Source organism: Salinimicrobium terrae DSM 17865 (assembly GCF_000424665.1).
GTDB classification, from domain to species: domain Bacteria; phylum Bacteroidota; class Bacteroidia; order Flavobacteriales; family Flavobacteriaceae; genus Salinimicrobium; species Salinimicrobium terrae.
Map to the genome: position 1 here is coordinate 122,346 of NZ_AUKI01000017.1, position 23,522 is coordinate 145,867.

The following is a 23,522-nucleotide window of genomic DNA, read 5'->3' on the forward strand; positions in this document are numbered from 1 at the left end:
TTAAAGGACTGTAATTTACCTGAAAATGCAAAAGGAAAACGTTGCGAAGTTTTTATTAGCCTGTCTTTTAATGTTTGTGAGCGTTAATTCACAAGCATTTACTGCAAAAGAGCCTCAGGAAGGAGGCGATGCAAAGGTCAATACCGAAGAAGAAATCGGGGAATATATTGATCATCACCTTGCCGACTCACATTATGTCAATTTCTTTTCTGACGGGGAAACCGGAGCACATTATGGCTTTCCGCTGCCGGTGATCATCTGGGATGATGGTTTGAGAGTATTTTCTTCCGGAGGATTTCACCATGGAGAAGACCTGGTTGAGATTGATGGGCAGCATTACCGTCTTTATCATTCAAAGATTTACAAAACAGACGCTGAAGGAACTATAACTTATGGTGAAAATGGATTCCCTTCAAATGAACGGCCTCTCGATTTCTCTATAACCAAGAATGTACTTTATATGCTTTTGGTGAGTTTGCTGATGCTGGTTATGTTCCGCGCCCTGGCACAATCTTATAAAAAGAGACCTATCCCTAAGAAATTCGGAAGAGTGCTTGAGCCGCTTGTACTTTATGTACGGGATGAGATCGCTAAGCCAAATATTGGAAAAAATTACAGGAAATACACAGGCTTCCTTTTGACAGTTTTCTTCTTCATCTGGATTCTCAACTTGCTTGGAATGACTCCCCTGGGAGTGAATGTAACGGGAAATATTGCTGTTACTATGGCGCTGGCCCTTGTCACATTTTTTATAGTTCAGTTCAGCGGAAATAAAGATTACTGGAAACATATTTTCTGGATGCCTGGCGTGCCGTGGCCAATGAAGATTATTCTCGCGCCAATAGAAGTACTTGGTATGTTTACGAAGCCTTTCGCTCTTATGATTCGACTTTTCGCGAACATTACTGCGGGACACGTTATCATTATGACCCTTCTCGGTTTTATTGTGATCTTCCAAAATTGGATTGCAGGTCCCGCATTTTTTGGATTTACAATTTTTATTGCAATAATTGAATTACTGGTGGCTTTCCTTCAGGCGTATATTTTCACTTTGCTGAGTGCCCTTTATATTGGGATGGCTGTAGAGGAACACGATGATCATCACCCTGCCGATAATGAGGATATTCCGGTATTATAGTATAAACATATTTAAGAGTAAGTTTAATTTTTAATAAATAAGTAATGGAAGAAGTTTTGAATTTAGATTTGATTGGAGCTGGTCTAATTATTATCGGAGCCGGTTTCGGTCTTGGTAAAATTGGAAGCGCTGCAATGGAAGGAATTGCTCGCCAGCCAGAAGCTGCCGGAAAAATCCAGACTGCAATGATCATTATTGCTGCACTTTTAGAAGGTGTTGCTTTTGCTGCACTTTTCGCAGTTTAATTGATCAAACAAAAATCTCAGGTCTTGCAGCGGTTGGCTGCAAGACCCGATTTATTACAAATTAAACGATAGAAGAAATATATAGAATATGGAAAAGTTAGTCAACGATTTTTCTTTTGGATTATTTTTCTGGCAGATCATTATTCTGGTCACGCTGGTAATATTATTGGCAAAGTTTGCATGGAAACCAATTTTAGATGCTCTTAATGAAAGGGAGCAGGGGATCCAGAACGCACTTGAATCTGCAGAGAATGCCCGTAAAGAAATGCAAAACCTGCAGGCAGATAATGAGAAGTTGTTACAGGAAGCACGTGTGGAGCGTGACAACATGATCAAGGAAGCAAGACAGATCAAGGACAAGATGATCGCTGAAGCTAAAGAAGATGCCCAGAGAGAAGGAGAGAAAATGATCCAGCAGGCTAAGACTACCATTCAAACTGAAAAGAATGCAGCACTTGCCGATATAAAGAATCAGGTAGCTACATTATCTGTTCAAATCGCTGAAAAGGTCATTAGAGAAGAACTTTCTACAAAGGCTAAGCAGGAAAGACTGGTTGAGGACATGCTTAATGACGTTACTTTAAATTAAGAAGATGCAGGGAAGCAGAGCAGCCGCAAGATATGCCAAAGCCCTTTTGAGCCTGGCAAAAGATAAGAAGGTCACCCGCGAGGTGAATGAGGATATGTCCCTCATCAACGAAACTATTAAGAATAGTGACGACCTTAAAGCTTTTCTTAAGAGCCCGGTGATCAAAAATACAATGAAGAAAAATGCCCTTTTGGAGATCTTCAAATCAATTAATGGGGTGACTTCAGGATTGTTCGCTATTTTAATTGAGAACAACCGTCTTGATATTCTTCCATTAGTAGCAAAGGAGTATAACCGCCTTTTCAATGAAATGAATGGCGTACAGGTAGCTAAAGTTACGACTGCAATTCCACTTACTCCTGTTCTTGAAATAAAGATTCAGCAAAAGGTAAAAGAGCTAACAGGAAATGAGGCTAAGATTGAAAACATTATCGATGAGAGCATCATTGGCGGATTTATCCTTAGAGTGGGTGACATTCAATATAACGGCAGTGTCAGCGCCCAGCTTACAAATCTTAATAGGGAATTAAAGAACAATACACACGTTTCAAAATTAAATTAAAACCGTTGTGCCCTGGTGCAACTTTTTATTCTAAATAATTATGGCAGAAATTAATCCGGCTGAAGTATCAGCGATATTAAAGAAACAGCTTTCCGGGTTTGAAGCTAAGGCTTCTCTTGACGAAGTAGGTACCGTACTGAATATTGGTGATGGTATCGCAAACGTCTACGGACTGGCAAATGCGCAATACGGCGAGTTGGTAGAGTTTGAAGGTGGACTTGAAGGGATCGTTCTTAACTTATTGGAAGATAACGTTGGGGTGGTACTTTTAGGGCCTTACAAGCAGGTGAAAGAAGGAGCTACAGTTAAGAGAACCCAGAGAATTGCTTCTATAAAAGTTGGTGAAGGAATTGTAGGCCGTGTTGTTGATACTCTTGGAGCGCCAATAGACGGAAAGGGACCTATTGAAGGTGAAACTTTCGAAATGCCACTTGAGCGTAAAGCACCGGGAGTTATTTATCGTCAGCCTGTAACCGAGCCACTTCAGACGGGGATCAAGTCTATTGATGCCATGGTACCAATTGGACGTGGACAGAGGGAGCTCGTGATTGGTGACCGTCAAACAGGTAAGACTGCCGTGGTTATTGACACCATCCTGAACCAGAAAGAATTTTATGATGCAGGGGAACCTGTTTATTGTATATATGTAGCTATTGGGCAAAAAGCCTCTACAGTAGCTGGAATTGCAAAGACTCTTGAAGATAAAGGAGCACTTGCTTATACCACTATTGTTGCTGCAAACGCATCAGATCCTGCGCCAATGCAGGTTTATGCACCATTTGCAGGAGCTGCGATCGGAGAGTATTTTAGAGATACAGGACGCCCTGCATTGATCGTTTATGATGATCTTTCAAAGCAGGCTGTTGCTTACCGTGAGGTGTCATTGCTACTAAGACGTCCACCGGGACGTGAAGCATATCCTGGAGACGTTTTCTTCCTTCACTCAAGACTTCTTGAGCGTGCAGCAAAGATCATTAACGATGATGAGATTGCAGCAAGTATGAATGATCTTCCAGATGTACTTAAAGACAAAGTAAAAGGTGGTGGGTCGCTTACAGCACTTCCGCTTATCGAAACTCAGGCGGGTGACGTATCAGCATATATTCCAACGAATGTGATCTCGATCACCGATGGACAGATATTTCTTACTTCCGATTTATTTAACTCTGGTGTGCGTCCTGCAATTAACGTCGGTATCTCGGTATCTCGTGTTGGTGGAGCTGCTCAGATTAAGTCAATGAAGAAAGTAGCAGGTACCTTAAAACTTGATCAGGCTCAATATCGTGAACTTGAAGCATTTGCTAAGTTTGGATCTGACCTTGATCCTGCAACCCTTAACATCATTGAAAAAGGTAAACGTAACGTGGAGATCCTTAAGCAGGCAGAGAATAACCCTTATCCTGTAGAGAACCAGATCGCAATTATCTTTGCCGGTGCAAAGAACCTGTTAAGAAATGTTCCTGTTGACAGGATTAGAGAATTTGAAAAAGAATACCTGGAATATCTTGATGCCAAGCACAGAGATGTACTTGATCAATTGAAAGCCGGTAAACTTACAGATGAGATTACAGATACACTAACTCAGGTGGTTAAAGAACTTTCAGCTAAATACAAGAAATAGTATTGAATATAGAGAATTGAGTATTGAGAAACTCATTTTCTGTTTTCAAAGTTGAATAAAAAGTATTGGGATTTAGATCTAACATCTAATATCTCGATACTTAATACTAAAGAAAAATGGCCAATTTAAAAGAATTACGAAGCAGGATCACATCGGTTTCTTCAACCATGCAGATTACCAGTGCCATGAAAATGGTATCGGCTGCAAAGTTGAGCAAGGCCCAGGATGCCATTACTGCGATGAGACCTTATTCCGAAAAGCTTTCTGAATTACTGCAGTCGCTCAGCGCTACCCTTGACAGTGACCAGAGCAGCAAGTATTCTGAACAGCGGGAGGTGAACAATGTACTTGTAGTCTCAATTTCTTCTAATCGTGGGTTGGCAGGTGCCTTTAACTCCAACATTGTTAAGGCTTCTAAATATGTTGTGAACCGCGACTATGAAAACAAAAATGTTGAATTCTTGACCATTGGTAAGAAGGCAAACGACATTTTAAAGAAGACCCACAAGATCTTCAGGAATGAAACCGAAATCTATGATGATCTTAGTTTTGAGAATGCAGAAGCCATTGCGCAGGAACTAATGAAGATGTTTGTAGAGGGTAAGTACGATAAAATTGTACTTATCTATAACCAGTTTGTTAATGCGGCCACTCAGAAAGTTCAGGTAGAACAGTTTTTACCTATCGTGCCGGTTGAAAAAGATGAGAATGTAACTCTTGATTATATTTTTGAACCTTCAAAAGAAGAGATTGTACTGGAATTAATTCCGAAGTCTTTGAAAATGCAGGTTTATAAAGCACTCAGAGATTCTTTCGCTTCGGAACATGGTGCGCGTATGACTGCCATGCATAAAGCGACAGATAATGCTACTGAACTTAGGGATTCTCTTAAATTATCTTATAACAAGGCACGTCAGGCTTCTATTACCAACGAAATTCTGGAGATCGTGGGTGGAGCCGAAGCTTTGAGTAGCTAAAGACTGAGCTGGAAATAATTAGCTTGAATAGTTAATAGAAATTATAGGCTGAAAATGCCCTTTTTGAAACTCCGTATCGGTTGATGCGGAGTTTTCTGTTTTAAATCGATTAAACAAATTGTTCTGAAATATGCACCACTTTAAATTATCCTTAACCAGTCTTGGATCTTGATTCTTGAAGCGAAGCGGTCTTAAATCATGAAAAAATTAATTGGTATTAAAATTGAAGTATACCTACTGAACAATAAACAATATCGCCATGAAAATATTTCTACTTTCTTTTTCAGCTCTATTGGTAATCTTCAGCTTTAGCAATTGTGCCAACGGGAAACAAGTTCAGGAAAAACCACCACAAGCCGTAGGGCAGGCATATTACACTACCTGGACAGGTGGTGTGAAAGGAGCAGGATCGGGATATAATTTATTCATTCCGGTGGAGGCAGATGCAGATATGCAGATGGATACCGTTTACTTTAGAGGGAGAAAAGCTGTGCTGGAACAAGAAATCTCAGCACCTAATCTTTATATAGCACGTTTTAAAGATCCCGGGGCAGACAAGGATTTTGTAATGCATAAAGATCCAAAAATGGAATATGGGAACCAGGTTCCGGCGATGATCGAAAAAATTCCCTTTGAACTTGAAGAAGGGGAAGCGATTGTGCGCTACACCAGGAATGGTAAGGAAAAATTCTTCAGGCTTAAGGATATTCAGAAAAAGGATTCAGAAGAAGTGCGGTTAAAAAACCCTCAAAACATTCGGCATTAATAGTACATTTGTGAGGAATTCACAAGTAGGAACTATTGGCGCTTTTTCAGAAGCTATTTAAACAAACCTTTATTTACGGAGTTGCCACAGTGGTACCCAGGATGTTGTCTTTCCTGCTCACACCGCTGTACACCGAATATCTTCCAAAAGAAGAATATGGTGAAGTTTCCATTGTTTTTGCCTGGATCGTTTTTTTTAACGTGGTTCTGGCCTATGGAATGGAAACTTCTTTTTTCCGGTTTTTTCATAAAGAAGAACATCGGGAAAAAGTTACCGCGACTTCCAGTATTTCAATTCTTGGATCTACAGCAGTCTTTATTGTTCTTGCTTTCCTATTCCGGGATTCCATAGCGGCCGCTACTAATATTGGCGCCTACTACCTCAATTATGTTATCCTTATTCTGGCGCTCGATGCTCTGGTGGTAATTCCCTTTGGCTGGCTTCGCGCAAAGGAAAAGCCTGGCGTCTATTCGGCCATTAAGATTGGAAATGTAGCGGTAAATCTCGCGCTGAACGTATTCTTTATTGTATTACTGCCTAGACTGGCAGGAGATGGAGGTTTTTTCGACTCCATATACAAATCAGATTTTGAGATCGCCTACATTTTCATTGCCAATTTAATTGCGAGCGCTCTTACACTGCTTGTAATGCTACCTTTCTATCTTAAGTTGAAATATACTTTTGATGCAGGATTGTGGAAACAAATGATGAAGTATGGAACTCCAATTCTTTTGGCAGGTATTGCTTTTGCAATTAATGAAGTAGTGGACAAGATCCTTTTAGGTAGCATTTTGCCAGAAGGGATTGCCAAAGCCGAAGTCGGTGCATATGCCGCCTGCTACAAACTGGCACTTTTCATGACGTTGTTTGCCACCGCTTTCAGGATGGGAATAGAACCATTTTTCTTTAGCCATGCAAAAGAGAAGAATTCGGCTGAAACATACGCTAAAATTACTAAATATTTTGTCATTTTTGGAGCCCTTATTTTATTAGTAGTCATTGTTTTCTCCGATCTTTTAAAGATTATTCTTATACAGGATGAGTCATATTGGGAAGCCATGGTGGTGGTTCCAATGATCTTACTGGCCAATTTTTTCCTTGGAATTTACCACAACCTTTCTGTGTGGTACAAAATAAGCGACCGCACCCGTTTTGCGGCATATATTTCGGGAGTTGGAGCTATTCTTACCCTGGGGCTTAACTTCTGGCTCATCCCACATTACAGTTACGTAGGCTCGGCTATAGCTACTCTTGCGGCTTATGGCAGTATGATGCTGCTTTCCTTCTACTTCGGAAGAAAATATTATCCCATTCCTTACGACCTGAAGCGAATAGGAGGATACCTGCTGGTTTCAATTGGCTTTTCGGCAGTTTACTTCTACCTTTTTAGAAATAATTATTACCTCGGGAGTATATTAATCCTTATCTTTTTTGCCCTTGTTTATTACGCTGAAAAAGATCAATTAAAACAACTTCTGAAGGGGTCTTAAAAATGACATTTCTGAAGTAAATTTTTTAAAAATGAACGTAAAAATAATTAATAAATCCCAACATGAACTGCCGTCTTATGAGACCGGCTCTTCTGCAGGCATGGACCTGCGGGCAAATATTCCTGAAGCTATTAAATTAAAGCCTCTCGAAAGAGCTATTATTAAAACCGGACTTTTTATTGAACTACCGGTTGGCTACGAAGCACAGGTGCGTCCCCGCAGCGGATTGGCTGCCAAAAAAGGCATTACCGTCCTTAATTCTCCCGGAACTATCGACGCCGATTATCGGGGGGAAATAGGCGTTATCCTCGTGAACCTTTCTAACGAAGAATTTACTATTCAAAATGGTGAAAGGATTGCGCAAATGGTAATTTCCCGACATGAACATATCACCTGGAAAGAAGTGGATAATCTTGAGGAAACCAGTCGTGGCGAAGGTGGCTTTGGGAGTACGGGTGTCCAGTAAGCAGTGTTCAGTACTCAGTATTCAGATGGTTATTTTTTCCATTAGCATTGAACAATTATTAATTAAAGGCATTTTTTATAATTGAAAATTCTCCCTTTCCTTCGAAGAGGGGTCGGGGGAGAGGATGAACAACAAACTAAAAATTAAAACAAACAGAGCAGAGTGAGATCTTAAATCTCACGTCTCAAATCTAACATCTAAAACATGAAAATTATAGTTCCCATGGCGGGTCGCGGTTCGCGTCTTCGCCCACATACCTTAACAGTTCCAAAACCTTTAATTCCCATTGCCGGAAAGCCAATTGTGCATCGTCTTGTGGAAGATATTGCAAAAGTGCTCGATGAAAAGATCGACGAGATCGCTTTTATAATTGGAGAGGATTTTGGTGAGAAGGTCGAGACCGATCTTAAAGAAATTGCTAAAACTTTGGGTGCAAAAGGCACTATTTACTATCAGGATAAACCTCTTGGTACCGGCCATGCTATCATGTGCGCAAAGAATTCACTGGAAGGATCTGCGGTTATTGCTTATGCCGATACACTTTTTAAAGCCGATTTTACGTTAGATAAGGAAGCTGATGCGGTAATATGGGTAAAACAGGTAGAAAACCCTTCAGCTTATGGTGTAGTGAAGTTAAATGAGAAGCGTGAGATCACCGAGCTTGTTGAAAAGCCAAAAGAATATGTTTCAGATCTGGCTGTTATAGGAATTTACTATTTCAAAGATGTAGCGGTTCTAAAAAAGGAACTGCAGGGCGTGCTTGACAACAACATAATACGTGGTGGTGAATATCAGATCAATGATGGGATTGAAGCCATGAAACAAAAAGGAGCGAGGTTCGTTCCCGGAAAGGTAGATGAATGGATGGACTGCGGAAATAAACAAGTGACGGTAGAAACCAATACCCGAATGCTGAATTTTCTTCAGGAAGATGGAGAGGATCTTGTAGCTTCAGACGTGGAAATGGAAAATTCTGAAATAATAGAGCCTTGTTTTATCGGGGAAAATGTGGTGCTGAAAAATGCCAAAATAGGACCCAATGTTTCCGTAGGTAACGGAACAAAGATCAGCAACTCAACCATAAAGAACAGCCTTATTCAAACCTTCGCCGAAGTAGAAAATGCAAATTTATACAATGCCATGATCGGGAACTTTGCCAAATTTAATGGTGAGTTCACAGAAATAAGCATCGGCGACTATTCTGTGCTGGAATAGGTTGCGGCGCAGTTAAAAAGCATGAAAAAAAATCTTTACATAATCCCCTTTTTGGCCCTGCTACAGGTGGGAAACATTTCCTATGCGCAGGAAGTAGAAAAGCCGGTAGTAGAGATGGCGCAGGATGAATTGGGAAATGTAACAGATGCTTTTCAGGAACATTTTTTTGAAGCTCTTAAACAAAAAGCAATCGAGAACCATGAGAAGGCTATTAATTCTTTGGTCCAGAGCCTCGCATTAAAGCCAGATGAGCCAGTGGTTTACTTGGAGCTTGGAAAGAACTATAATGCCCTTGGCCAATATTCAGAGGCTGCAGTGTATTTGGAAAAAGGCCGGGAAGCAGTGCCTAAAAATGAGGGAATGCTCGAAGAACTTTATACCACCTATTTTGAAAGTAAGAAATATGATCGTGCCCTGCCGGTAGTAAAGGATCTTGCAAAGCTTAATCCTGCCTTTTCAGAGGACCTGGTGAATCTCTATATTCAAATCGAAAAATACGATGCTGCTCTAAGTTTACTGGATTCTCTGGACAGGACTAAAGGTTCAAGCACTTACCGGGAGAGCTTGAGGCGGCAGGTTTATGCACGCACTAACAATGTGGAGGCGCAGATTAGTGATCTACAGGAGAATATTGATGAGAATCCAAAGGATGAGAAGGATTATCTCAATTTAATCTTCGTCTACAGTGAAAATGATCAGGTAGAAAAAGCTTTCGAGACGGCAAAAGAACTGCTGGCAATGAATCCCGAATCTGAGCTTGTACACCTTGCATTGTATAAGTTCTACATGACCGATAATGAAGCTGAAAAAGCAGTTAATTCTATGAAGGTCCTGCTAAACAGTACTCAAATAGATGAGATTACAAAGTATCAGGCACTGAATGATTTTTTAATTTATGTAACCGAAAACCCTTCTTTGGAAGAAGATTTGATACAACTGGTACAGGTGTTCTCCGAAAAGGAAAATAATCTGAAGGTTTATAAGCAACTGGGTACCTTCTTCGAAGAAAAAGGAAATAATGAAATAGCCATTGAATATTACAGGACAGCTCTGGAGCATGAAAAGGATGATTTTGGGCTATACCGGAATATCATCAATTTAGAGGCTGAAGCGGGAAATTATGAGGAGGTAAAACTTCTTACTGAAAAAGGACTCGAAATATTTCCAACACAAACCTGGTTGTTTCTAGTGAAAGGAAGTGCACATAATGGACTAAAGGAATTTGATCAAGCTGAAAAAGTCTTGCTTACCGGCCTGGATTATCTCATTGATGATCCTGTTACTGAAAAAGAGTTTTACAGTCAATTGGCTGTCGCTTATCGAGGGCTCGATAAAACACAAAAAGCTGAAGAAGCTTTAAAAAATGCTGAAAAATTAGAAAACTAAATCTGAATGATCTACAAACGTATTTTTCCCCTAATTCTTTTATCTCTTATTTTTTTCTCTTCCTGTGGGGGAGCCAGAAAGGCTAAAATGGGTACTACTGCGCCCGAAGATGCTGCTGTTGCCGCCGTCGTAAATCAACATTACCACAATGAGGTGGAATTTGAAACTTTACAGGGGAGACTTAGTTTGAATTATCAAACGGAAGAAAGGAGCCAAAGCGTTACTGTGAATTTCAGGATGAAAAAAAATGATACGATCTGGATGAGCGGGCAGTTGCTGGGAATTCCACTGGCCAAAGTCATGATAACTCCAAATTCGGTCCAATTTTATGAGAAGATAACCAAGACTTATTTTGATGGGGACTTTAGCTTGTTAAGCGATCTATTGGGAACACCCCTGGATTACGAAAAGGTTCAGAATCTTTTGCTGGGACAAACTATTTATGATCTGCGGGATGAAAGATATAAGTTAACGGAATCTGCCCGCGGGTACCAGCTTGAGCCTGAAAGGGAGAACTTTCTAAAACGCTTGTTCCTTCTCGATGCCGGAAACTTCAAAGCCCTGGCTCAACAATTGGGACAGGAGCGGGAAAACAGGAGCGTGACAGTCACTTATCCCGACTATCAAAAGGTGCAGGGGCAACTTTTTCCTTTACAAATCCAGATCAATGCCACTGAAGGCGCGGAAAATACACGCATTGATATGACTTTTAGAAACATTGAATTCAATGTTCCGGTTTCATTTCCTTTTTCAATACCTTCGGGCTACGAAGAAATTAGCATAGAATGAAGATAAGGGTTCTACTACGGCATATCTTTTTTACAGGATTTTTATTATTGAGCCTTCAGGGTTTTTCTCAGGAAAAAAATCGGGAAGAGCTCGAGCAGCGAAGATTGGAATTGCAGGAAGAGATTAAGAGGATCAATTCTCTTCGTACTTCCAATCTTAAAAAAGAAAAATCTATACTTACAGAGGTTGAAGATCTCGACCAGCAAATTCGTACTACAGAAAACCTTATCCGTGTCACAAATCAGCAGGCGAATCTTCTCACCCGCGAAATCAACACAAACCAGAACAAGATTGGAGAGCTTCGCAAGGAGCTTGAACAACTTAAAGAAGACTACAGCAAAATGATTCGCCGGTCTTATAAAAGCAAATCCCAGCAAAGCAGAATTATGTTCCTGCTTTCATCAGAAAACTTTCTTCAGGCGTATAAAAGGCTTCAGTATATGAAGCAGTACGCCAATTACAGACATGACCAGGGAGAAGAAATAAAGATTCGTACAGAAGAGCTTCAGAAATTAAATCAAAGTCTGGCAGAACAAAAAAAGACAAAAGATCAGCTAATTGTTGAAAATCGTGAGACGCGGGCGCAACTTGAAAAGAGTAAAAAGGAACAGCAGGGACTAATTGCGGAGGTTCGAAAGAAGGAGGGGCAATTTGCTTCGCAGTTGCGCAAGAAACAACAGGAGATAAATGCTATTGACCGTGAAATCGAAAGGATTATTGAGGAAGCAATAGCGGCCAACAATAAAGCCGAAGGTTCTACTTCCCGCAGTGTTTTCAAACTAACTCCTGAAGCAAAAGCACTGGCAGCCGATTTTGAGAAAAACAAAGGACAATTGCCCTGGCCGGTAAGAACGGGAACCGTAGTATTGCGTTTTGGAACTCAGCCGCACCCTATTGTAAAGACTGCTACTATGAACAGTAACGGAGTAAGAATAGCTACCGATCCAGATTCCAAGGCCAGAGCAGTATTTGGAGGCACTGTGAGTGAGATTATTGCAGTAAGAGGTTCGAGTCTCATGGTCATGGTGAGACATGGCGATTACATCACAATTTACAACCATCTTGAATCTGTCGATGTCCGCAAAGGACAACAGGTTTCCCTGGGCCAGGATCTTGGTGATATTGCGATCAACAAGACCGATGGAAGAACTACTCTATACTTCGTGATGTACAAGAATAATCAGAAGCTAAATCCCGAAGAGTGGATCTATCAAATGTAGTTATGATTTAGTGAAAAGTGCTTTTAATTCTGTAGCGTCGGCCGGTTTCATTTTTCCCGCGAGTACAAGGCTCAATTGTTTACGACGCAAAGCAGCCTCATAACGTTCCTTTTCCAGTTCAGTTTCTGGTTCTAAAGCTGGAATCCGAACAGGGGTACCGGTTTCATCTACGGCAACAAAAGTATAGATAGCCTCATTGGCTTTGCTGCGTTCCCCGCTTTCCCGATCTTCTACCCAAACATCTATAAAGATCTCCATTGAAGACTTAAAAGCGCGTGAGACCTTTGCTTCCACTGTAACCACGCTTCCCAGGGGCACTGCTTTATTGAAAGCTACATGGTTAACTGAAGCTGTAACTACTATCCTGCGGCTGTGCCGGCGTGCGGCAATACTGGCAGCACGATCCATTCGGGCAAGTAATTCCCCTCCAAAAAGGTTGTTTAACGGGTTTGTTTCGCTTGGTAGAACAAGGTCTGTAAGGGTGGTTTTTGATTGCTCGGCAGTTCTGGCTTCCATTATTAAAATTTTCGGCAAAGGTAATGTGCTTTAACTAAAGTAAGGCGTTAAGGAGGTATTAAAAGGTATGCAGTGCACAAGTATTCAGCAGGCGATCACGGATCAGTGTTTAGAAGAATGAAAAAAGGAGTTGTCCCTGGAATTTAAAATCTGATGTTTTGAACTTCGTACTTCTAAACTCTTAATTCTAAATTAGAATTACAGTTCCTGTACAAGAAGCCAGGCTCCCGGATTGCTCTTTTTGACCCTGTAAAGCTCATTGATAGCATCTCTGCGCGATTCGTGACTACTTGAAATGACCTGGTGCAGGCCAAACCTGTTTTCGCCAATTTGACGGGCTTTAAATCCCTGGGCTTTCAATTCCTCCACAGATTTAGTCGCATTTTCGGCTTCTCTAAAGGCACCTGCAACAATGTGGTAATTTCCGGTCTGTTTTGAGACTTTTAAAGTAACCGCAGGAAGCGGATTGTCTATTACAAAAGTAGCTTGCTGAATTTGGCTTTCAAGTTTATTTACAGCTTTCTGCTGTTCAGCAATATTGTGTTCGTTAATCTGGTCGTTATAAATATTTAATCCGGCAGCGCCGCTAAGCCCAAAGGCGACAAGTCCAACAGCTGCGTATTTTAACCAGCGCCCCGATCTTCTTTCGGGAGTAAAGGCAACAGGAGTTTTCTCTTCAAGTTCCTGAGCTTTTTGTTTATATACTTCTCTTGAAACTTCACTTCTGGTAAAGGAACTTAGACCAAATGCCTCCTTTAGGAAATTGGACTGGGCAGCTGGTTCAAATTGAAGTTTTTCATCTTCGGTCAATGTGAAAGTACCAACATTTGATAAGTTCACCATCCTGTTTTTTTCAAGGATGAGATTGAGGTCGTGAACAAATAAATTGATCTGTTCAATAGCATCATCATAAGAAATCTTTTCCGCTTCAAGGATGTAGTTTGCCAAAAGACCGTCATTTTTAGCCAACTGCCGGTTAAAGGAAACGGTTTTTTTAGGCGGATAAAACTCCTGAGTAGATGGATGTATTCCTGCCGAGTGCTGGTGAGTGATAAAAGCTCCAAATCCCGGTAGGATCACGCACTCGTATCGGTATAATAGATCTTGGATGTAATTTGCTACTGCCATTGAAACAAATGTAGAAATTTTATTTTTCTGAAAAAATAGCCTTCGCTAATTTTATTAACAAATTTTTATTCTATTTTTCAGCCTTTGTTTTAGCCATGGAAGTTTCTGATTTACAGTTTGTTTTAGCCTTACAGCATGTCCCAAATCTTGGAGATGCTTCAGCTAAAAAACTTATCAGGCACACCGGTTCTGCCGAGGCTGTTTTTAAGGAAAAAAAATCTGCTTTACTCAAAATTGATGGCATAGGCAGTACAAAACTCAATGATCTTTTCTCTACTAAAAATCTCCAGGCAGCCGAGAAAGAGCTCGAGTATATCTCGAAAAACAACATTGAAACTTTATACTATAGAGATAAAGATTACCCCGAAAGATTAAAACATTGTTTGGATGGTCCCATTCTGCTTTTCAAGCGGGGAAATATCAATCTTATCAACAGAAAGCTTATCAGTATTGTCGGAACACGTAAAGCTACAACACAAGGCATTTCTTTTTGTGAAAAATTAATCGAAGACCTGGCGCCGCTGGATCCTGTCATAGTATCTGGTTTTGCTTATGGGATAGATATTGCAGCACAACGGGCTGCCATTAAGTATAATTTGCAAACTATAGGATGCCTGGCGCATGGCTTAAACCAGATTTATCCCGGGGTGCATCAAAAATATGTAGCAGGAGTACAGGAAAATGGAGGGTTTTTAACCGATTTTTGGAGTACAGATACATTTGATCGTAACAATTTTCTCAAAAGAAATCGCATAATTGCCGGTGTAAGCGAGGCTACTATTGTTATAGAAAGTGCCGAAAAAGGAGGATCTCTCGTGACTGCAGATATTGCAAATTCCTATAACCGGGAAGTATTTGCAGTTCCCGGTCGCCCTACAGATCTGCAGAGTAAAGGCTGTAATATGCTTATTAAATCCCAGCAGGCCCACGTGCTAACCTCCGCGGCAGATATTGTTTACATCCTTAACTGGTTACCTGATTCTAGTTTAAAACCGGTGCAAAAGCAACTTTTTGTAGAGTTGGAAGAGGAGGAACAGGCACTTTATGGTTATTTGAAGGATAAGGGTAAGGAGCAACTGGATCTCATTGCTCTTAACTGCAGCATCCCGACTTTCAAGGCCGCAACCCTTTTGCTCAATATGGAACTAAAAGGAGTAGTTCGACCCTTACCGGGGAAACTTTTTGAAGTGGTTTAGTACCCTAATTTTTCTCTCACCCGCAACAGCACCTCATCGGCTACTTTTCTCGCTTTTTCGGCTCCTACAGCAAGTGCTTCTTCAACCTTTTCGGGATTCTCCATGTAGTAATTGTATTGGGCCCGTTCTTTTTCAAAACGGGTGATCAACAAATCATAAAGCGCCTGCTTGGCATGGCCATAACCGTAACCTCCGGCCTCATATTTCCGGCGTATTTCGGCTGTTTGCTCTTTAGAAGCTACTAATTTGTAAATATTAAAAACATTATCTGTATCAGGGTCTTTTGGATCCTCCAGTGCTGTGCTGTCGGTTTGAATGGTCATGATCTGTTTTCTAAGCTGCTTATCGGGCAGAAAGAGGTTGATGATGTTTCCTTTAGACTTACTCATTTTCTCGCCGTCTGTACCCGGAACATACATGGTTTCTTCAGAAACCTGAGCATCGGGCATTACAAACGTTTCGCCCATTTTTGCATGGAAGCGTGAAGCTACATCTCTGGTCATTTCCAGGTGTTGTAGTTGGTCTTTCCCAACCGGAACAATTTCAGCGTCATATAAAAGAATATCTGCAGCCATTAAGATAGGATAATCAAAAAGTCCGGCGTTTACGTCTTCAAGTCTGTCGGCTTTATCTTTAAAAGAATGGGCAAGAGTTAGCCTTTGATAGGGAAAAAAACAATTGAGATACCACGTAAGTTCTGTTACCTGCGGGATATCGCTTTGTCTGTAAAAGACTGTCTTTTCCACGTCCAGACCAAATGCCAGCCAGGTCGCTGCTGTTGAGAGGGTATTCTCCCTGAGAATTTTAGGATCCTTGATTTGGGTGAGGGTATGAAGATTTGCTATAAATAGAAATGAATCATTCTTTGGGTTGTTCGCCATTTCTACAGCAGGGATTATAGCTCCTAAAATATTCCCAAGGTGAGGAGTGCCGGTACTTTGTACTCCCGTAAGAATTCTTGACATTGGCTTTCTGTATTTTTCTACAAAGGTATCTTTTTTAAGGAATACCTTCAATTCAATTCCTTACTTTTGGCCACATGCACATACTTAGGTCTTTCCTGGTTGTCTTGTGGAGAATATGGTTCTACATTTTAATGGCCATTCCCATAATTGTATTTTTTCCTTTTTTGCTGCTGTTTACTTCCCAAACAAAATTCTATCCTCAATTTTTTATGATCGCTCGCTGGTGGGCGTTGTTCATTTTATATGGAATGGGATTTTTTCCAAAAATAGAACGCGAGCAGAAATTTGTTAAAGGTAAGAGTTACATGTTGGTAGCCAATCATACTTCAATGACCGATATTATGCTCATGCTTGCAGCTGTAAAGAGGCCTTTTGTTTTCGTCGGAAAAAAAGAACTGGTTAAAATCCCCCTTTTCGGATACTTTTATAAACGCACATGTATTCTCGTTGACCGCGGAAATCAAAGAAGCCGGAAAGAAGTTTTTGATAGCGCCCAGCGTCGTTTAAATAATGGTACCAGCATTTGTATCTTTCCTGAAGGCGGCGTTCCCGGTGATACTTCGGTCCTACTCGATTCTTTTAAAGATGGAGCTTTTAGACTTGCAATTGCTCACCAGATCCCTATTGTTCCTTTGGTATTCCACGATAATAAAAAACGGTTCCCTTACATTTTTACAAAAGGAAGTCCGGGAAGGATGCGGGTAAAAATCAAAAAATTTATACCTACAGAAGGCTTAGGACAGGAGAATAAAAAGGAAGTCCGGGAAAAGACGCGGGAGGTGTTCCTGCAGGAATTGAAAGCTCATTAGGGTGCTTAAAACTTGTAGCTGAATCCTGTATAGACGCCCAAAAAGTAAGGTTGTACATCTCCCGTTGGAGTTTCAAAAGTCCTTATTTGATATTTAAACATGGGCTCAAGATTAAGCTTAAATTTTTCTGAAAGATTATAATCCAGGCCAAGACCAAGGTTGGCACTAAAGCTCAAATCACTTAAATTATCAGCTTTTCCTGCAGCAGAGGTGTTGCCAGAGTAAAGAATAACTTCGTTTTCTTGCAAAAAAAGTGTACTACCCCCTCCAATAAGATTTAGTTCAAAGTTTCTTTTAAAAAGATTTATTTCCAGTTCTACGGGAACCTCAATATATCCCATCTTCTGGTTTAGATTCCCTTGAGTAAAAATTCCTGAAGGTGTACGATTTGCACTACTACGAGTCCTGTTATTGAAAGTACCTGTGACCATTTTGATCTCTTGGCCATTTACTTTATTCATGGAAACATTCCTCACAAGGTAAACTCCCGATGCCGAGCGATACCCGTTACCGCTGGCACTGTAGCTAAGGTCTACGCGGCTCACACCCGATCTAATTTTCACTTTGTTTGTAAGGTTCAAAGCCAATTTTACACCGTATGAATAAGTCACCTCTGCCTCTCGATGGTCATTAATGCCTACATCTAATGGATTTGAATTACCCATTTTCCCGTAGTAGATAGGCGTGGCATGAGTAGAGACTTCAAAATAATTTTCGGACTGGTTTAGCGCAATTTCTGTTTCTTCGGAAGTTTTTAAGGCGTCGAAGATCGAAGGCTTAAGGTCTTCGGGAATGGAATTCTGTTTTTCTTTCTGAAGCGGAAGTTCGGCTACCGCAACCGGGATTTCAAAAATTGCCTTTTTGGAACCAATTTGTGAAGCGGTTTCTTCAGTAGATCTTTGTTCTTTCCTGTCAGTATTAAGAGTAATTACCTTGGTCGATGTGGTATTCAATCCCTTGTCAGGCCGGGCATTATTAACAATAGCCGTTGTTGCTTCTGAAGGGATTAATACCTCTGTAGAAGTTGGGCGCGCAATAACAGGCGAAGTAGCAGGTTGTAAAGTTTCTTCTGTCTCTTCATTCGCTACCGCCGAAGAAGATTGTGCCGGAAGGATCCAGTCGCCCAGCATAAGTAGAAATGCCAGAAGTGCAGCAACACCTGCGTAACGGTACCACAGAGGCACGACTGCTCTGCGCTTTTTCTTTTCCTGAAGCTTAGCTTCTATAGATTTCCAGACAGCCTCGCGCGGTGCCGCTTCAAAATCCCGAAACTTCTCCTGATAGAGCCGGTCTATGTATTTTTTTTCTTTCATTATACAGAGCGGGCGGCTATTTTATAAAAACTGGTTTCAATTTTCTCTTTCAGGATCATTCTTGCCCTTGCCAGGTTTGATTTTGAGGTTCCGGTTGAAATATTTAGCATTTCAGCAATTTCTTTATGAGAAAATCCGTCAAGTACATAAAGGTTGAAAACCTGCCGGTACCTATCGGGTAATTGTTGTATGATTTCCAGTAAATAATCTACAGATACTTCATCTTCTTCAACTTCAATTTCAGGTTCTTTAAAATCATCTCTAATAATCTCAAAGACTGTTTGTTTTCGATATTTTTGAAGGGCGGTGTTGATAACAATTCTTTTCATCCAGCCTTCAAAGGAACCTTTGTTTTTATATTGAGGCATACTTTTAAAAATCATCAAAAATGCATCCTGGAGATTATCTTCTGCTTGTTGATAGCTTGAAGAATACTTAAGGCAAACAGGAAATAATTTGTGCGCAAACATCTTGTAAAGCTGCTCCTGCGCCTTGATGTCCTGCTTTTTGCATTTTAGTATGAGTTGCTTGATGCTCAATATTAAGATATTTAAGTGCTGTTGAAAAATGGAAGTTTAAAAACCATTTTTGGATAGCTATCCTGTTGTTCTTTAAGAATTAAAGGAATTTTAAATATAGGAATTTCAGGTGGTTCTGCAACACAAAATACTACCGGAAGGTGTTTTTGTGATCGTCTTAAATCTTGAGGGGGGAATATTATTGTAAAAAAGGAAGATCGGGAATCGTGAGAGGATTCCCGCCTTCCGGAGGAATTAGCCTTTAAAATTTCCCTCTTTACATTTCCATTATCAAAGTATGAGTCGCAGCTATTAATCTGGTATCGATCTTTCATAATGGCGATGGTAGGTTGGGTCTCTATAAAAGAGATGCACAAAACAACAAATGGTTGCGTATGAAAAAGAAAAAATCCCGAAATTTTCGGGATTTTAATGGTCTTTTATGCTTTTGCGACTTTCATTGCTGCCACAATTTTAGTTTCGAGCTCTTCCATAAGATCGGGATTATCTTTCAGCAGTATTTTAACAGCATCGCGACCCTGCCCCAGTTTTGTGTCTTCGTAACTAAACCAAGAACCACTTTTCTTGATGATCTCGTAATCTACTCCTATATCGATGATCTCCCCAATTTTTGAAACTCCTTCGCCGTACATGATATCAAATTCGGCTGTTTTAAAGGGAGGTGCAACTTTATTCTTAACCACCTTCACTCTAGTCTTGTTTCCCTGAACTTCGCTATTGCTATCCTTGATCTGTGTAGAACGACGAATATCAAGACGAATAGAGGCGTAAAATTTAAGAGCGTTTCCACCTGTTGTAGTTTCAGGATTCCCGAACATTACCCCAATCTTCTCTCTCAACTGGTTGATGAAGATCACCGTACAATGAGTTTTACTAATTGAAGCTGTAAGCTTTCGAAGTGCCTGGGACATAAGACGGGCGTGTAATCCCATTTTTGAATCCCCCATTTCTCCTTCGATCTCACTCTTTGGAGTTAAAGCAGCAACAGAATCGATTACAATGATGTCAATTGCTCCTGAACGAATCAGATTATCAGCAATTTCCAGTGCCTGCTCCCCATTATCGGGCTGTGAAATGATAAGATTTTCAAGGTCGATCCCTAATTTTTCAGCATAAAAACGATCAAAGGCGTGTTCTGCATCTATAAATGCAGCTATACCTCCGGCTTTTTGAGCTTCGGCAATTGCATGTAAGGTGAGGGTCGTCTTTCCCGAAGATTCCGGCCCATATATTTCGATAACTCTTCCTCTTGGATATCCTCCAACTCCCAGCGCAAGATCAAGACCTAAAGATCCACTGGGGATCACATCTACATCCAGAACACTCTGGTCACTCATCTTCATTACGGTCCCCTTTCCGTAGGTTTTATCCATCTTGTCAAGGGTGAGTTTGAGGGCTTTTAATTTTGCTTCTTTTTCTTTCTCGTTGCTCATTTAATTCGGCTTCTTTAATATGATATTGCTGCTAAAATACTATAAGTTTTTAATAGTGCATAAAATTAATACGCAACCTTTTCTCCTTTTGTGCATCTATTAGGTAAACCAACTAATAACTATATGAAATTTTTAAAACGAAATATTATTTTAAGTATTTCGGGCAGTTCAGCAGTAGTTAATCTTAGCTGCAGCTGCCGGATGGACGGTGGCTAACGTTATTCTTATTTTTAGTTGAAGAATTAAAAGTATTAATAACGAATTAGCCGTTCGAAAAAAATGCCCCGATACGACATCCGGGCATTTTTTCATTTAAACCCTTATCTTTGCGCAAAATTTCTTTAACCTTAAATCATTAGTATAGCATGCAACTGTACAATAAATTAAGCTCTAAAGAAAGGGAAGCACTACTTGAGGAAGCCGGGGAGGACCGGCTCACGCTCTCTTTCTATCAATATGCTAAAATTGGGAATCCGGAACTTTTCCGGAACCATCTCTTTATTGCCTGGGATCAAATGGAAGTCCTGGGAAGGATCTACGTAGCTCATGAGGGTATTAATGCGCAGCTCTCTGTTCCTGCCAAGAACTTCGGAAAATTCAAGGAATTCCTAGACGGAATTTATTTCCTCGAGAATGTTCGCCTTAACATCGCCATTGAACATGATATAAAATCTTTCCTGAAGCTGAAAGTGAAAGTCCGCGACAAGATCCTTGCCGACGGACTCAACGACACAACCTTTGATGTGACCAACAAAGGAGTTCATGTCGATGCGAAAAAATTTAATGAACTCATAGATGATCCAAACACGATCCTTGTGGATATGCGCAACCATTATGAAAGTGAAATTGGCCATTTCCAGGGAGCGATGACGCCCGATGTGGATACTTTTAGGGATAGTCTTGACGTAATAGAAGAAGATATTAAAGATCATAAGGTAGATAAGAATCTTGTGATGTACTGCACCGGCGGAATTCGCTGTGAAAAGGCCAGTGCTTATTACAAGCACAAAGGATTTAAGAAGGTTTATCAACTGGAAGGCGGAATTATCGAGTACGCACGTCAGGTTCAAAACCTGAAACTGGAAAATAAATTCCTCGGAAAGAATTTCGTTTTTGACCACCGGAGGGGAGAGCGTATAAGCGAGGACGTTATTTCTAATTGTCACCAATGTGGAAAACCTTGTGATACGCATGTCAACTGTGCAAATGAGGCATGTCACCTTTTGTTTATACAGTGCGAGGAATGTGCTGAGCAAATGAACACCTGCTGTTCAGTGGAATGTAAGGACATTGCTGCCCTGCCTTATGAAGATCAAAAAGCCATGCGAAAAGGCAAAGGGAACAGCAACAAGATCTTCAAAAAAGGCAGATCTGAAGTGCTTAAATTTAAAAGCTGACAATTAGTTGCTCAAGAGTGCGTTCCATAAATATTGGTATATTTACCTCAATAGTTTTTAATTAAAACACAATTCGGGAACAGGATTTTCTGAGCCCAGAATTTCAATATATAAAGTATGGGATGTAGTAGTTGTGCTACCGGCAAGGACGGGCAGCCAAAAGGATGTAAGAACAACGGGACCTGCGGGACAGATGGCTGTAACAAGCTTTCTGTTTTCGACTGGTTATCAAACATGGAACTTCCGCAGGGAATGGAGCCATTCAATATAAGTGAAGTCCGTTTTAAGAATGGGCGGAAACAATTTTTTAAAAATACAGAGAATTTAAGCCTAAGTATAGGTGACGTGGTAGCTACAGAAGCCGCCCCGGGGCACGATGTAGGAGTTATTTCCCTTGTGGGAGAATTAGTGCGCGTGCAAATGAAGAAGAAGAAAGTGCGGCAGGATAGCCCTGAAGTACTTAAAATCTATAGAAAAGCCACTCAGCGCGATATAGATATCTGGCAGGAAGCCAGAGACCGGGAAGAGAAAATGAAGGTCCGTGCGCGTGAGATAGCGATAAGACTGAATCTTCAAATGAAGATAAGCGACATTGAATTTCAGGGGGATGCTTCAAAAGCCACCTTTTATTACACTGCTGAAGAAAGAGTTGACTTTAGGCAACTCATTAAAGAATTTGCACGGGAATTCAATACCCGTATCGAAATGCGGCAGATAGGCTTCAGGCAGGAAGCTTCCCGTCTCGGCGGAATTGGTTCCTGCGGAAGGGAATTGTGTTGTTCGACATGGCTTACCGACTTCCGAAGCGTAAATACTTCCGCAGCAAGATATCAGCAACTATCTTTAAACCCGCAAAAGCTTGCGGGACAGTGTGGAAAACTGAAATGTTGCCTTAATTACGAACTTGACACTTATCTTGATGCTCTCAAGGATTTCCCAAAGACTGAAGTGAAACTGTACACCAAAAAAGGTACAGCAGTGTGTCAAAAAATTGACATTTTCAAAGGATTCTTGTGGTATGCTTATGAAGGCGACTGGAGCAACTGGCATACGCTTACTGTAGACCAGGCTAATACTATTATTAAAGCCAATCAAAAAAAGGAGCCGGTAAACAGTCTTGAAGAATTTGCCGTAGAACTGCAGCTGGAAGAAAAGCCAGATTATCATAATGTAGTTGGACAGGATAGCCTTACCCGTTTTGACTCAAAAGGCTCCGGAAAGAAAAAGAAAAAAAATAAACGCAAAAAGAGAAAACCTCAGAAGAATGAGTAAGGCATCTGTTTTTTTTCTCATTTTAGGAGTTTTATTTTTTTCTGGTTGTGATAAGACCCGTGTTTTTGATGAATACCAGTCTATTCCGGGAGAATGGCACAGAGATTCGGTTGTAGCAATTAATTTTGAGGCACCGGATACCCTGAATAATTACAATCTTTTTATCAATCTTCGGAATAATTCAGATTACGACTTCAGTAATATTTATTTGATCACAGAACTTAATTATCCAAGGGGTAAGGTTATAACCGATACCCTTCAATATGAAATGGCTGCGCCTTCAGGAAAATGGCTTGGCACGGGCTTTGGTGATGTAAAAGAAAGCAAGCTTTGGTACAAAGAAAATTTTCGATTTTCTGAGCCCGGGGAATACCGGGTAACAATACAGCAGGCAATGCGTAAACGGGACAGTATCCATGGGATTGAAACTCTTGAAGGTATAACCGAAGCAGGTTTTAGAATAGAAGATATTAAACAACAACAATAATAG

General features: G+C 40.6%; 24 protein-coding genes. 18 read left to right on the top strand and 6 right to left on the bottom strand.

Features of this window, described 5'->3' with window-relative positions; translation table 11 throughout:
- Positions 1–25 precede the first annotated feature (25 nt).
- The 13 genes from atpB (at position 26) to H148_RS0107945 (ending at position 12,464) form a co-directional block, all read left to right on the top strand.
- Positions 26–1,138: a F0F1 ATP synthase subunit A gene (gene atpB, locus H148_RS0107885; protein ID WP_029034318.1), complete on the top strand. Its 1,113-nt coding sequence runs from the start codon at positions 26–28 to the stop codon at positions 1,136–1,138.
- Positions 1,139–1,182: 44 nt separating this feature from the next.
- Positions 1,183–1,383, top strand: coding sequence for an ATP synthase F0 subunit C (atpE, locus tag H148_RS0107890; protein WP_281169110.1), 201 nt, complete (start codon positions 1,183–1,185; stop codon positions 1,381–1,383).
- A gap of 88 nt (positions 1,384–1,471) precedes the next feature.
- A complete protein-coding gene (locus tag H148_RS0107895; protein ID WP_029034320.1) occupies positions 1,472–1,972 on the top strand; it encodes a F0F1 ATP synthase subunit B in 501 nt (166 codons plus the stop codon).
- A 4-nt stretch (positions 1,973–1,976) separates the two neighbouring features.
- Positions 1,977–2,534, top strand: coding sequence for an ATP synthase F1 subunit delta (atpH, locus tag H148_RS0107900; RefSeq protein ID WP_029034321.1), 558 nt, complete (start codon positions 1,977–1,979; stop codon positions 2,532–2,534).
- A 40-nt stretch (positions 2,535–2,574) separates the two neighbouring features.
- On the top strand, positions 2,575–4,155 hold the full coding sequence (atpA, locus tag H148_RS0107905) for a F0F1 ATP synthase subunit alpha (protein WP_029034322.1): 1,581 nt from the start codon (positions 2,575–2,577) through the stop codon (positions 4,153–4,155).
- Positions 4,156–4,271: 116 nt separating this feature from the next.
- Positions 4,272–5,132: an ATP synthase F1 subunit gamma gene (atpG, locus tag H148_RS0107910; protein WP_029034323.1), complete on the top strand. Its 861-nt coding sequence runs from the start codon at positions 4,272–4,274 to the stop codon at positions 5,130–5,132.
- 259 nt (positions 5,133–5,391) lie between these two features.
- On the top strand, positions 5,392–5,898 hold the full coding sequence (locus H148_RS17495) for a hypothetical protein (RefSeq protein ID WP_156877227.1): 507 nt from the start codon (positions 5,392–5,394) through the stop codon (positions 5,896–5,898).
- A 35-nt stretch (positions 5,899–5,933) separates the two neighbouring features.
- Complete coding sequence (locus tag H148_RS0107920; RefSeq protein WP_029034324.1) at positions 5,934–7,388, top strand: oligosaccharide flippase family protein; 1,455 nt, start codon at positions 5,934–5,936, stop codon at positions 7,386–7,388.
- 31 nt (positions 7,389–7,419) lie between these two features.
- A complete protein-coding gene (gene dut / locus H148_RS0107925) occupies positions 7,420–7,854 on the top strand; it encodes a dUTP diphosphatase (protein ID WP_029034325.1) in 435 nt (144 codons plus the stop codon).
- A 204-nt stretch (positions 7,855–8,058) separates the two neighbouring features.
- A complete protein-coding gene (locus H148_RS0107930) occupies positions 8,059–9,069 on the top strand; it encodes a sugar phosphate nucleotidyltransferase (protein WP_029034326.1) in 1,011 nt (336 codons plus the stop codon).
- Between the two features lie 21 nt (positions 9,070–9,090).
- Positions 9,091–10,455, top strand: a complete 1,365-nt coding sequence (locus H148_RS0107935) for a tetratricopeptide repeat protein (RefSeq protein WP_029034327.1) — start codon at positions 9,091–9,093, stop codon at positions 10,453–10,455.
- 6 nt (positions 10,456–10,461) lie between these two features.
- Positions 10,462–11,244, top strand: a complete 783-nt coding sequence (gene lolB1, locus H148_RS0107940; protein ID WP_037324840.1) for a lipoprotein insertase outer membrane protein LolB1 — start codon at positions 10,462–10,464, stop codon at positions 11,242–11,244.
- Positions 11,241–12,464, top strand: a complete 1,224-nt coding sequence (locus tag H148_RS0107945) for a murein hydrolase activator EnvC family protein (protein WP_037324842.1) — start codon at positions 11,241–11,243, stop codon at positions 12,462–12,464. Before lolB1 ends, H148_RS0107945 begins: the two co-directional genes overlap by 4 nt.
- Here H148_RS0107945 and H148_RS0107950 read toward each other — a convergent pair whose 3' ends face one another.
- Together H148_RS0107950 and H148_RS0107955 are read right to left on the bottom strand one after the other, a co-directional pair.
- On the bottom strand, positions 12,465–12,980 hold the full coding sequence (locus tag H148_RS0107950) for an acyl-CoA thioesterase (RefSeq protein WP_029034330.1): 516 nt from the start codon (positions 12,978–12,980) through the stop codon (positions 12,465–12,467).
- A 198-nt stretch (positions 12,981–13,178) separates the two neighbouring features.
- Complete coding sequence (locus tag H148_RS0107955; RefSeq protein WP_029034331.1) at positions 13,179–14,108, bottom strand: HU domain-containing protein; 930 nt, start codon at positions 14,106–14,108, stop codon at positions 13,179–13,181.
- A 95-nt stretch (positions 14,109–14,203) separates the two neighbouring features.
- On the opposite strand from H148_RS0107955, the gene dprA reads away from it, so the two are divergent.
- Positions 14,204–15,304, top strand: a complete 1,101-nt coding sequence (gene dprA, locus H148_RS0107960) for a DNA-processing protein DprA (RefSeq protein ID WP_029034332.1) — start codon at positions 14,204–14,206, stop codon at positions 15,302–15,304.
- On the opposite strand, the gene trpS is transcribed toward dprA, so the two are convergent.
- Entirely contained in the window at positions 15,301–16,269 is a 969-nt protein-coding gene (gene trpS, locus H148_RS0107965; protein WP_029034333.1) for a tryptophan--tRNA ligase, read from the bottom strand. The two genes, dprA and trpS, sit on opposite strands and share 4 nt — an antisense overlap.
- Before the next feature lie 74 nt (positions 16,270–16,343).
- Between trpS and H148_RS0107970 the strand changes: the two genes are divergently transcribed.
- Entirely contained in the window at positions 16,344–17,078 is a 735-nt protein-coding gene (locus H148_RS0107970; RefSeq protein ID WP_037324845.1) for a lysophospholipid acyltransferase family protein, read from the top strand.
- A 5-nt stretch (positions 17,079–17,083) separates the two neighbouring features.
- Here the strand turns inward: H148_RS0107970 and H148_RS0107975 are convergent, their stop codons facing one another.
- The 3 genes from H148_RS0107975 to recA all read right to left on the bottom strand — a co-directional run bounded on the left by H148_RS0107975 (position 17,084) and on the right by recA (position 20,363).
- Positions 17,084–18,391: a porin family protein gene (locus tag H148_RS0107975; protein ID WP_029034335.1), complete on the bottom strand. Its 1,308-nt coding sequence runs from the start codon at positions 18,389–18,391 to the stop codon at positions 17,084–17,086.
- Entirely contained in the window at positions 18,391–18,930 is a 540-nt protein-coding gene (locus tag H148_RS0107980) for an RNA polymerase sigma factor (protein ID WP_029034336.1), read from the bottom strand. Before H148_RS0107980 ends, H148_RS0107975 begins: the two co-directional genes overlap by 1 nt.
- A gap of 419 nt (positions 18,931–19,349) precedes the next feature.
- Complete coding sequence (recA, locus tag H148_RS0107990) at positions 19,350–20,363, bottom strand: recombinase RecA (protein WP_029034338.1); 1,014 nt, start codon at positions 20,361–20,363, stop codon at positions 19,350–19,352.
- Positions 20,364–20,728: 365 nt separating this feature from the next.
- Between recA and trhO the strand changes: the two genes are divergently transcribed.
- The 3 genes from trhO (at position 20,729) to H148_RS0108005 (ending at position 23,519) form a co-directional block, all read left to right on the top strand.
- The gene (gene trhO, locus H148_RS0107995; RefSeq protein ID WP_029034339.1) at positions 20,729–21,760 is read left to right on the top strand and encodes an oxygen-dependent tRNA uridine(34) hydroxylase TrhO; all 1,032 of its coding nucleotides are present in this window, start codon (positions 20,729–20,731) and stop codon (positions 21,758–21,760) included.
- 117 nt (positions 21,761–21,877) lie between these two features.
- A complete protein-coding gene (locus tag H148_RS0108000; protein WP_029034340.1) occupies positions 21,878–23,032 on the top strand; it encodes a PSP1 domain-containing protein in 1,155 nt (384 codons plus the stop codon).
- Entirely contained in the window at positions 23,025–23,519 is a 495-nt protein-coding gene (locus tag H148_RS0108005; protein ID WP_029034341.1) for a gliding motility lipoprotein GldH, read from the top strand. The genes H148_RS0108000 and H148_RS0108005 overlap by 8 nt, the downstream gene beginning before the upstream one ends.
- Positions 23,520–23,522 lie beyond the last annotated feature (3 nt).

Excerpts from the sequence above, each read along its gene's own strand:
- atpB (WP_029034318.1), top strand. The coding sequence starts at position 26 with ATGCAAAAGGAAAACGTTGCGAAGTTTTTATTAGCCTGTCTTTTAATG.
- atpE (WP_281169110.1), top strand. The coding sequence starts at position 1,183 with ATGGAAGAAGTTTTGAATTTAGATTTGATTGGAGCTGGTCTAATTATT.
- H148_RS0107895 (WP_029034320.1), top strand. The coding sequence starts at position 1,472 with ATGGAAAAGTTAGTCAACGATTTTTCTTTTGGATTATTTTTCTGGCAG.
- atpH (WP_029034321.1), top strand. The coding sequence starts at position 1,977 with ATGCAGGGAAGCAGAGCAGCCGCAAGATATGCCAAAGCCCTTTTGAGC.
- atpA (WP_029034322.1), top strand. The coding sequence starts at position 2,575 with ATGGCAGAAATTAATCCGGCTGAAGTATCAGCGATATTAAAGAAACAG.
- atpG (WP_029034323.1), top strand. The coding sequence starts at position 4,272 with ATGGCCAATTTAAAAGAATTACGAAGCAGGATCACATCGGTTTCTTCA.
- H148_RS17495 (WP_156877227.1), top strand. The coding sequence starts at position 5,392 with ATGAAAATATTTCTACTTTCTTTTTCAGCTCTATTGGTAATCTTCAGC.
- dut (WP_029034325.1), top strand. The coding sequence starts at position 7,420 with ATGAACGTAAAAATAATTAATAAATCCCAACATGAACTGCCGTCTTAT.
- H148_RS0107930 (WP_029034326.1), top strand. The coding sequence starts at position 8,059 with ATGAAAATTATAGTTCCCATGGCGGGTCGCGGTTCGCGTCTTCGCCCA.
- H148_RS0107935 (WP_029034327.1), top strand. The coding sequence starts at position 9,091 with ATGAAAAAAAATCTTTACATAATCCCCTTTTTGGCCCTGCTACAGGTG.
- lolB1 (WP_037324840.1), top strand. The coding sequence starts at position 10,462 with ATGATCTACAAACGTATTTTTCCCCTAATTCTTTTATCTCTTATTTTT.
- H148_RS0107945 (WP_037324842.1), top strand. The coding sequence starts at position 11,241 with ATGAAGATAAGGGTTCTACTACGGCATATCTTTTTTACAGGATTTTTA.
- H148_RS0107950 (WP_029034330.1), bottom strand. The coding sequence starts at position 12,980 with ATGGAAGCCAGAACTGCCGAGCAATCAAAAACCACCCTTACAGACCTT.
- H148_RS0107955 (WP_029034331.1), bottom strand. The coding sequence starts at position 14,108 with ATGGCAGTAGCAAATTACATCCAAGATCTATTATACCGATACGAGTGC.
- dprA (WP_029034332.1), top strand. The coding sequence starts at position 14,204 with ATGGAAGTTTCTGATTTACAGTTTGTTTTAGCCTTACAGCATGTCCCA.
- trpS (WP_029034333.1), bottom strand. The coding sequence starts at position 16,269 with ATGTCAAGAATTCTTACGGGAGTACAAAGTACCGGCACTCCTCACCTT.
- H148_RS0107970 (WP_037324845.1), top strand. The coding sequence starts at position 16,344 with ATGCACATACTTAGGTCTTTCCTGGTTGTCTTGTGGAGAATATGGTTC.
- H148_RS0107975 (WP_029034335.1), bottom strand. The coding sequence starts at position 18,391 with ATGAAAGAAAAAAAATACATAGACCGGCTCTATCAGGAGAAGTTTCGG.
- recA (WP_029034338.1), bottom strand. The coding sequence starts at position 20,363 with ATGAGCAACGAGAAAGAAAAAGAAGCAAAATTAAAAGCCCTCAAACTC.
- trhO (WP_029034339.1), top strand. The coding sequence starts at position 20,729 with ATGCAACTGTACAATAAATTAAGCTCTAAAGAAAGGGAAGCACTACTT.
- H148_RS0108000 (WP_029034340.1), top strand. The coding sequence starts at position 21,878 with ATGGGATGTAGTAGTTGTGCTACCGGCAAGGACGGGCAGCCAAAAGGA.
- H148_RS0108005 (WP_029034341.1), top strand. The coding sequence starts at position 23,025 with ATGAGTAAGGCATCTGTTTTTTTTCTCATTTTAGGAGTTTTATTTTTT.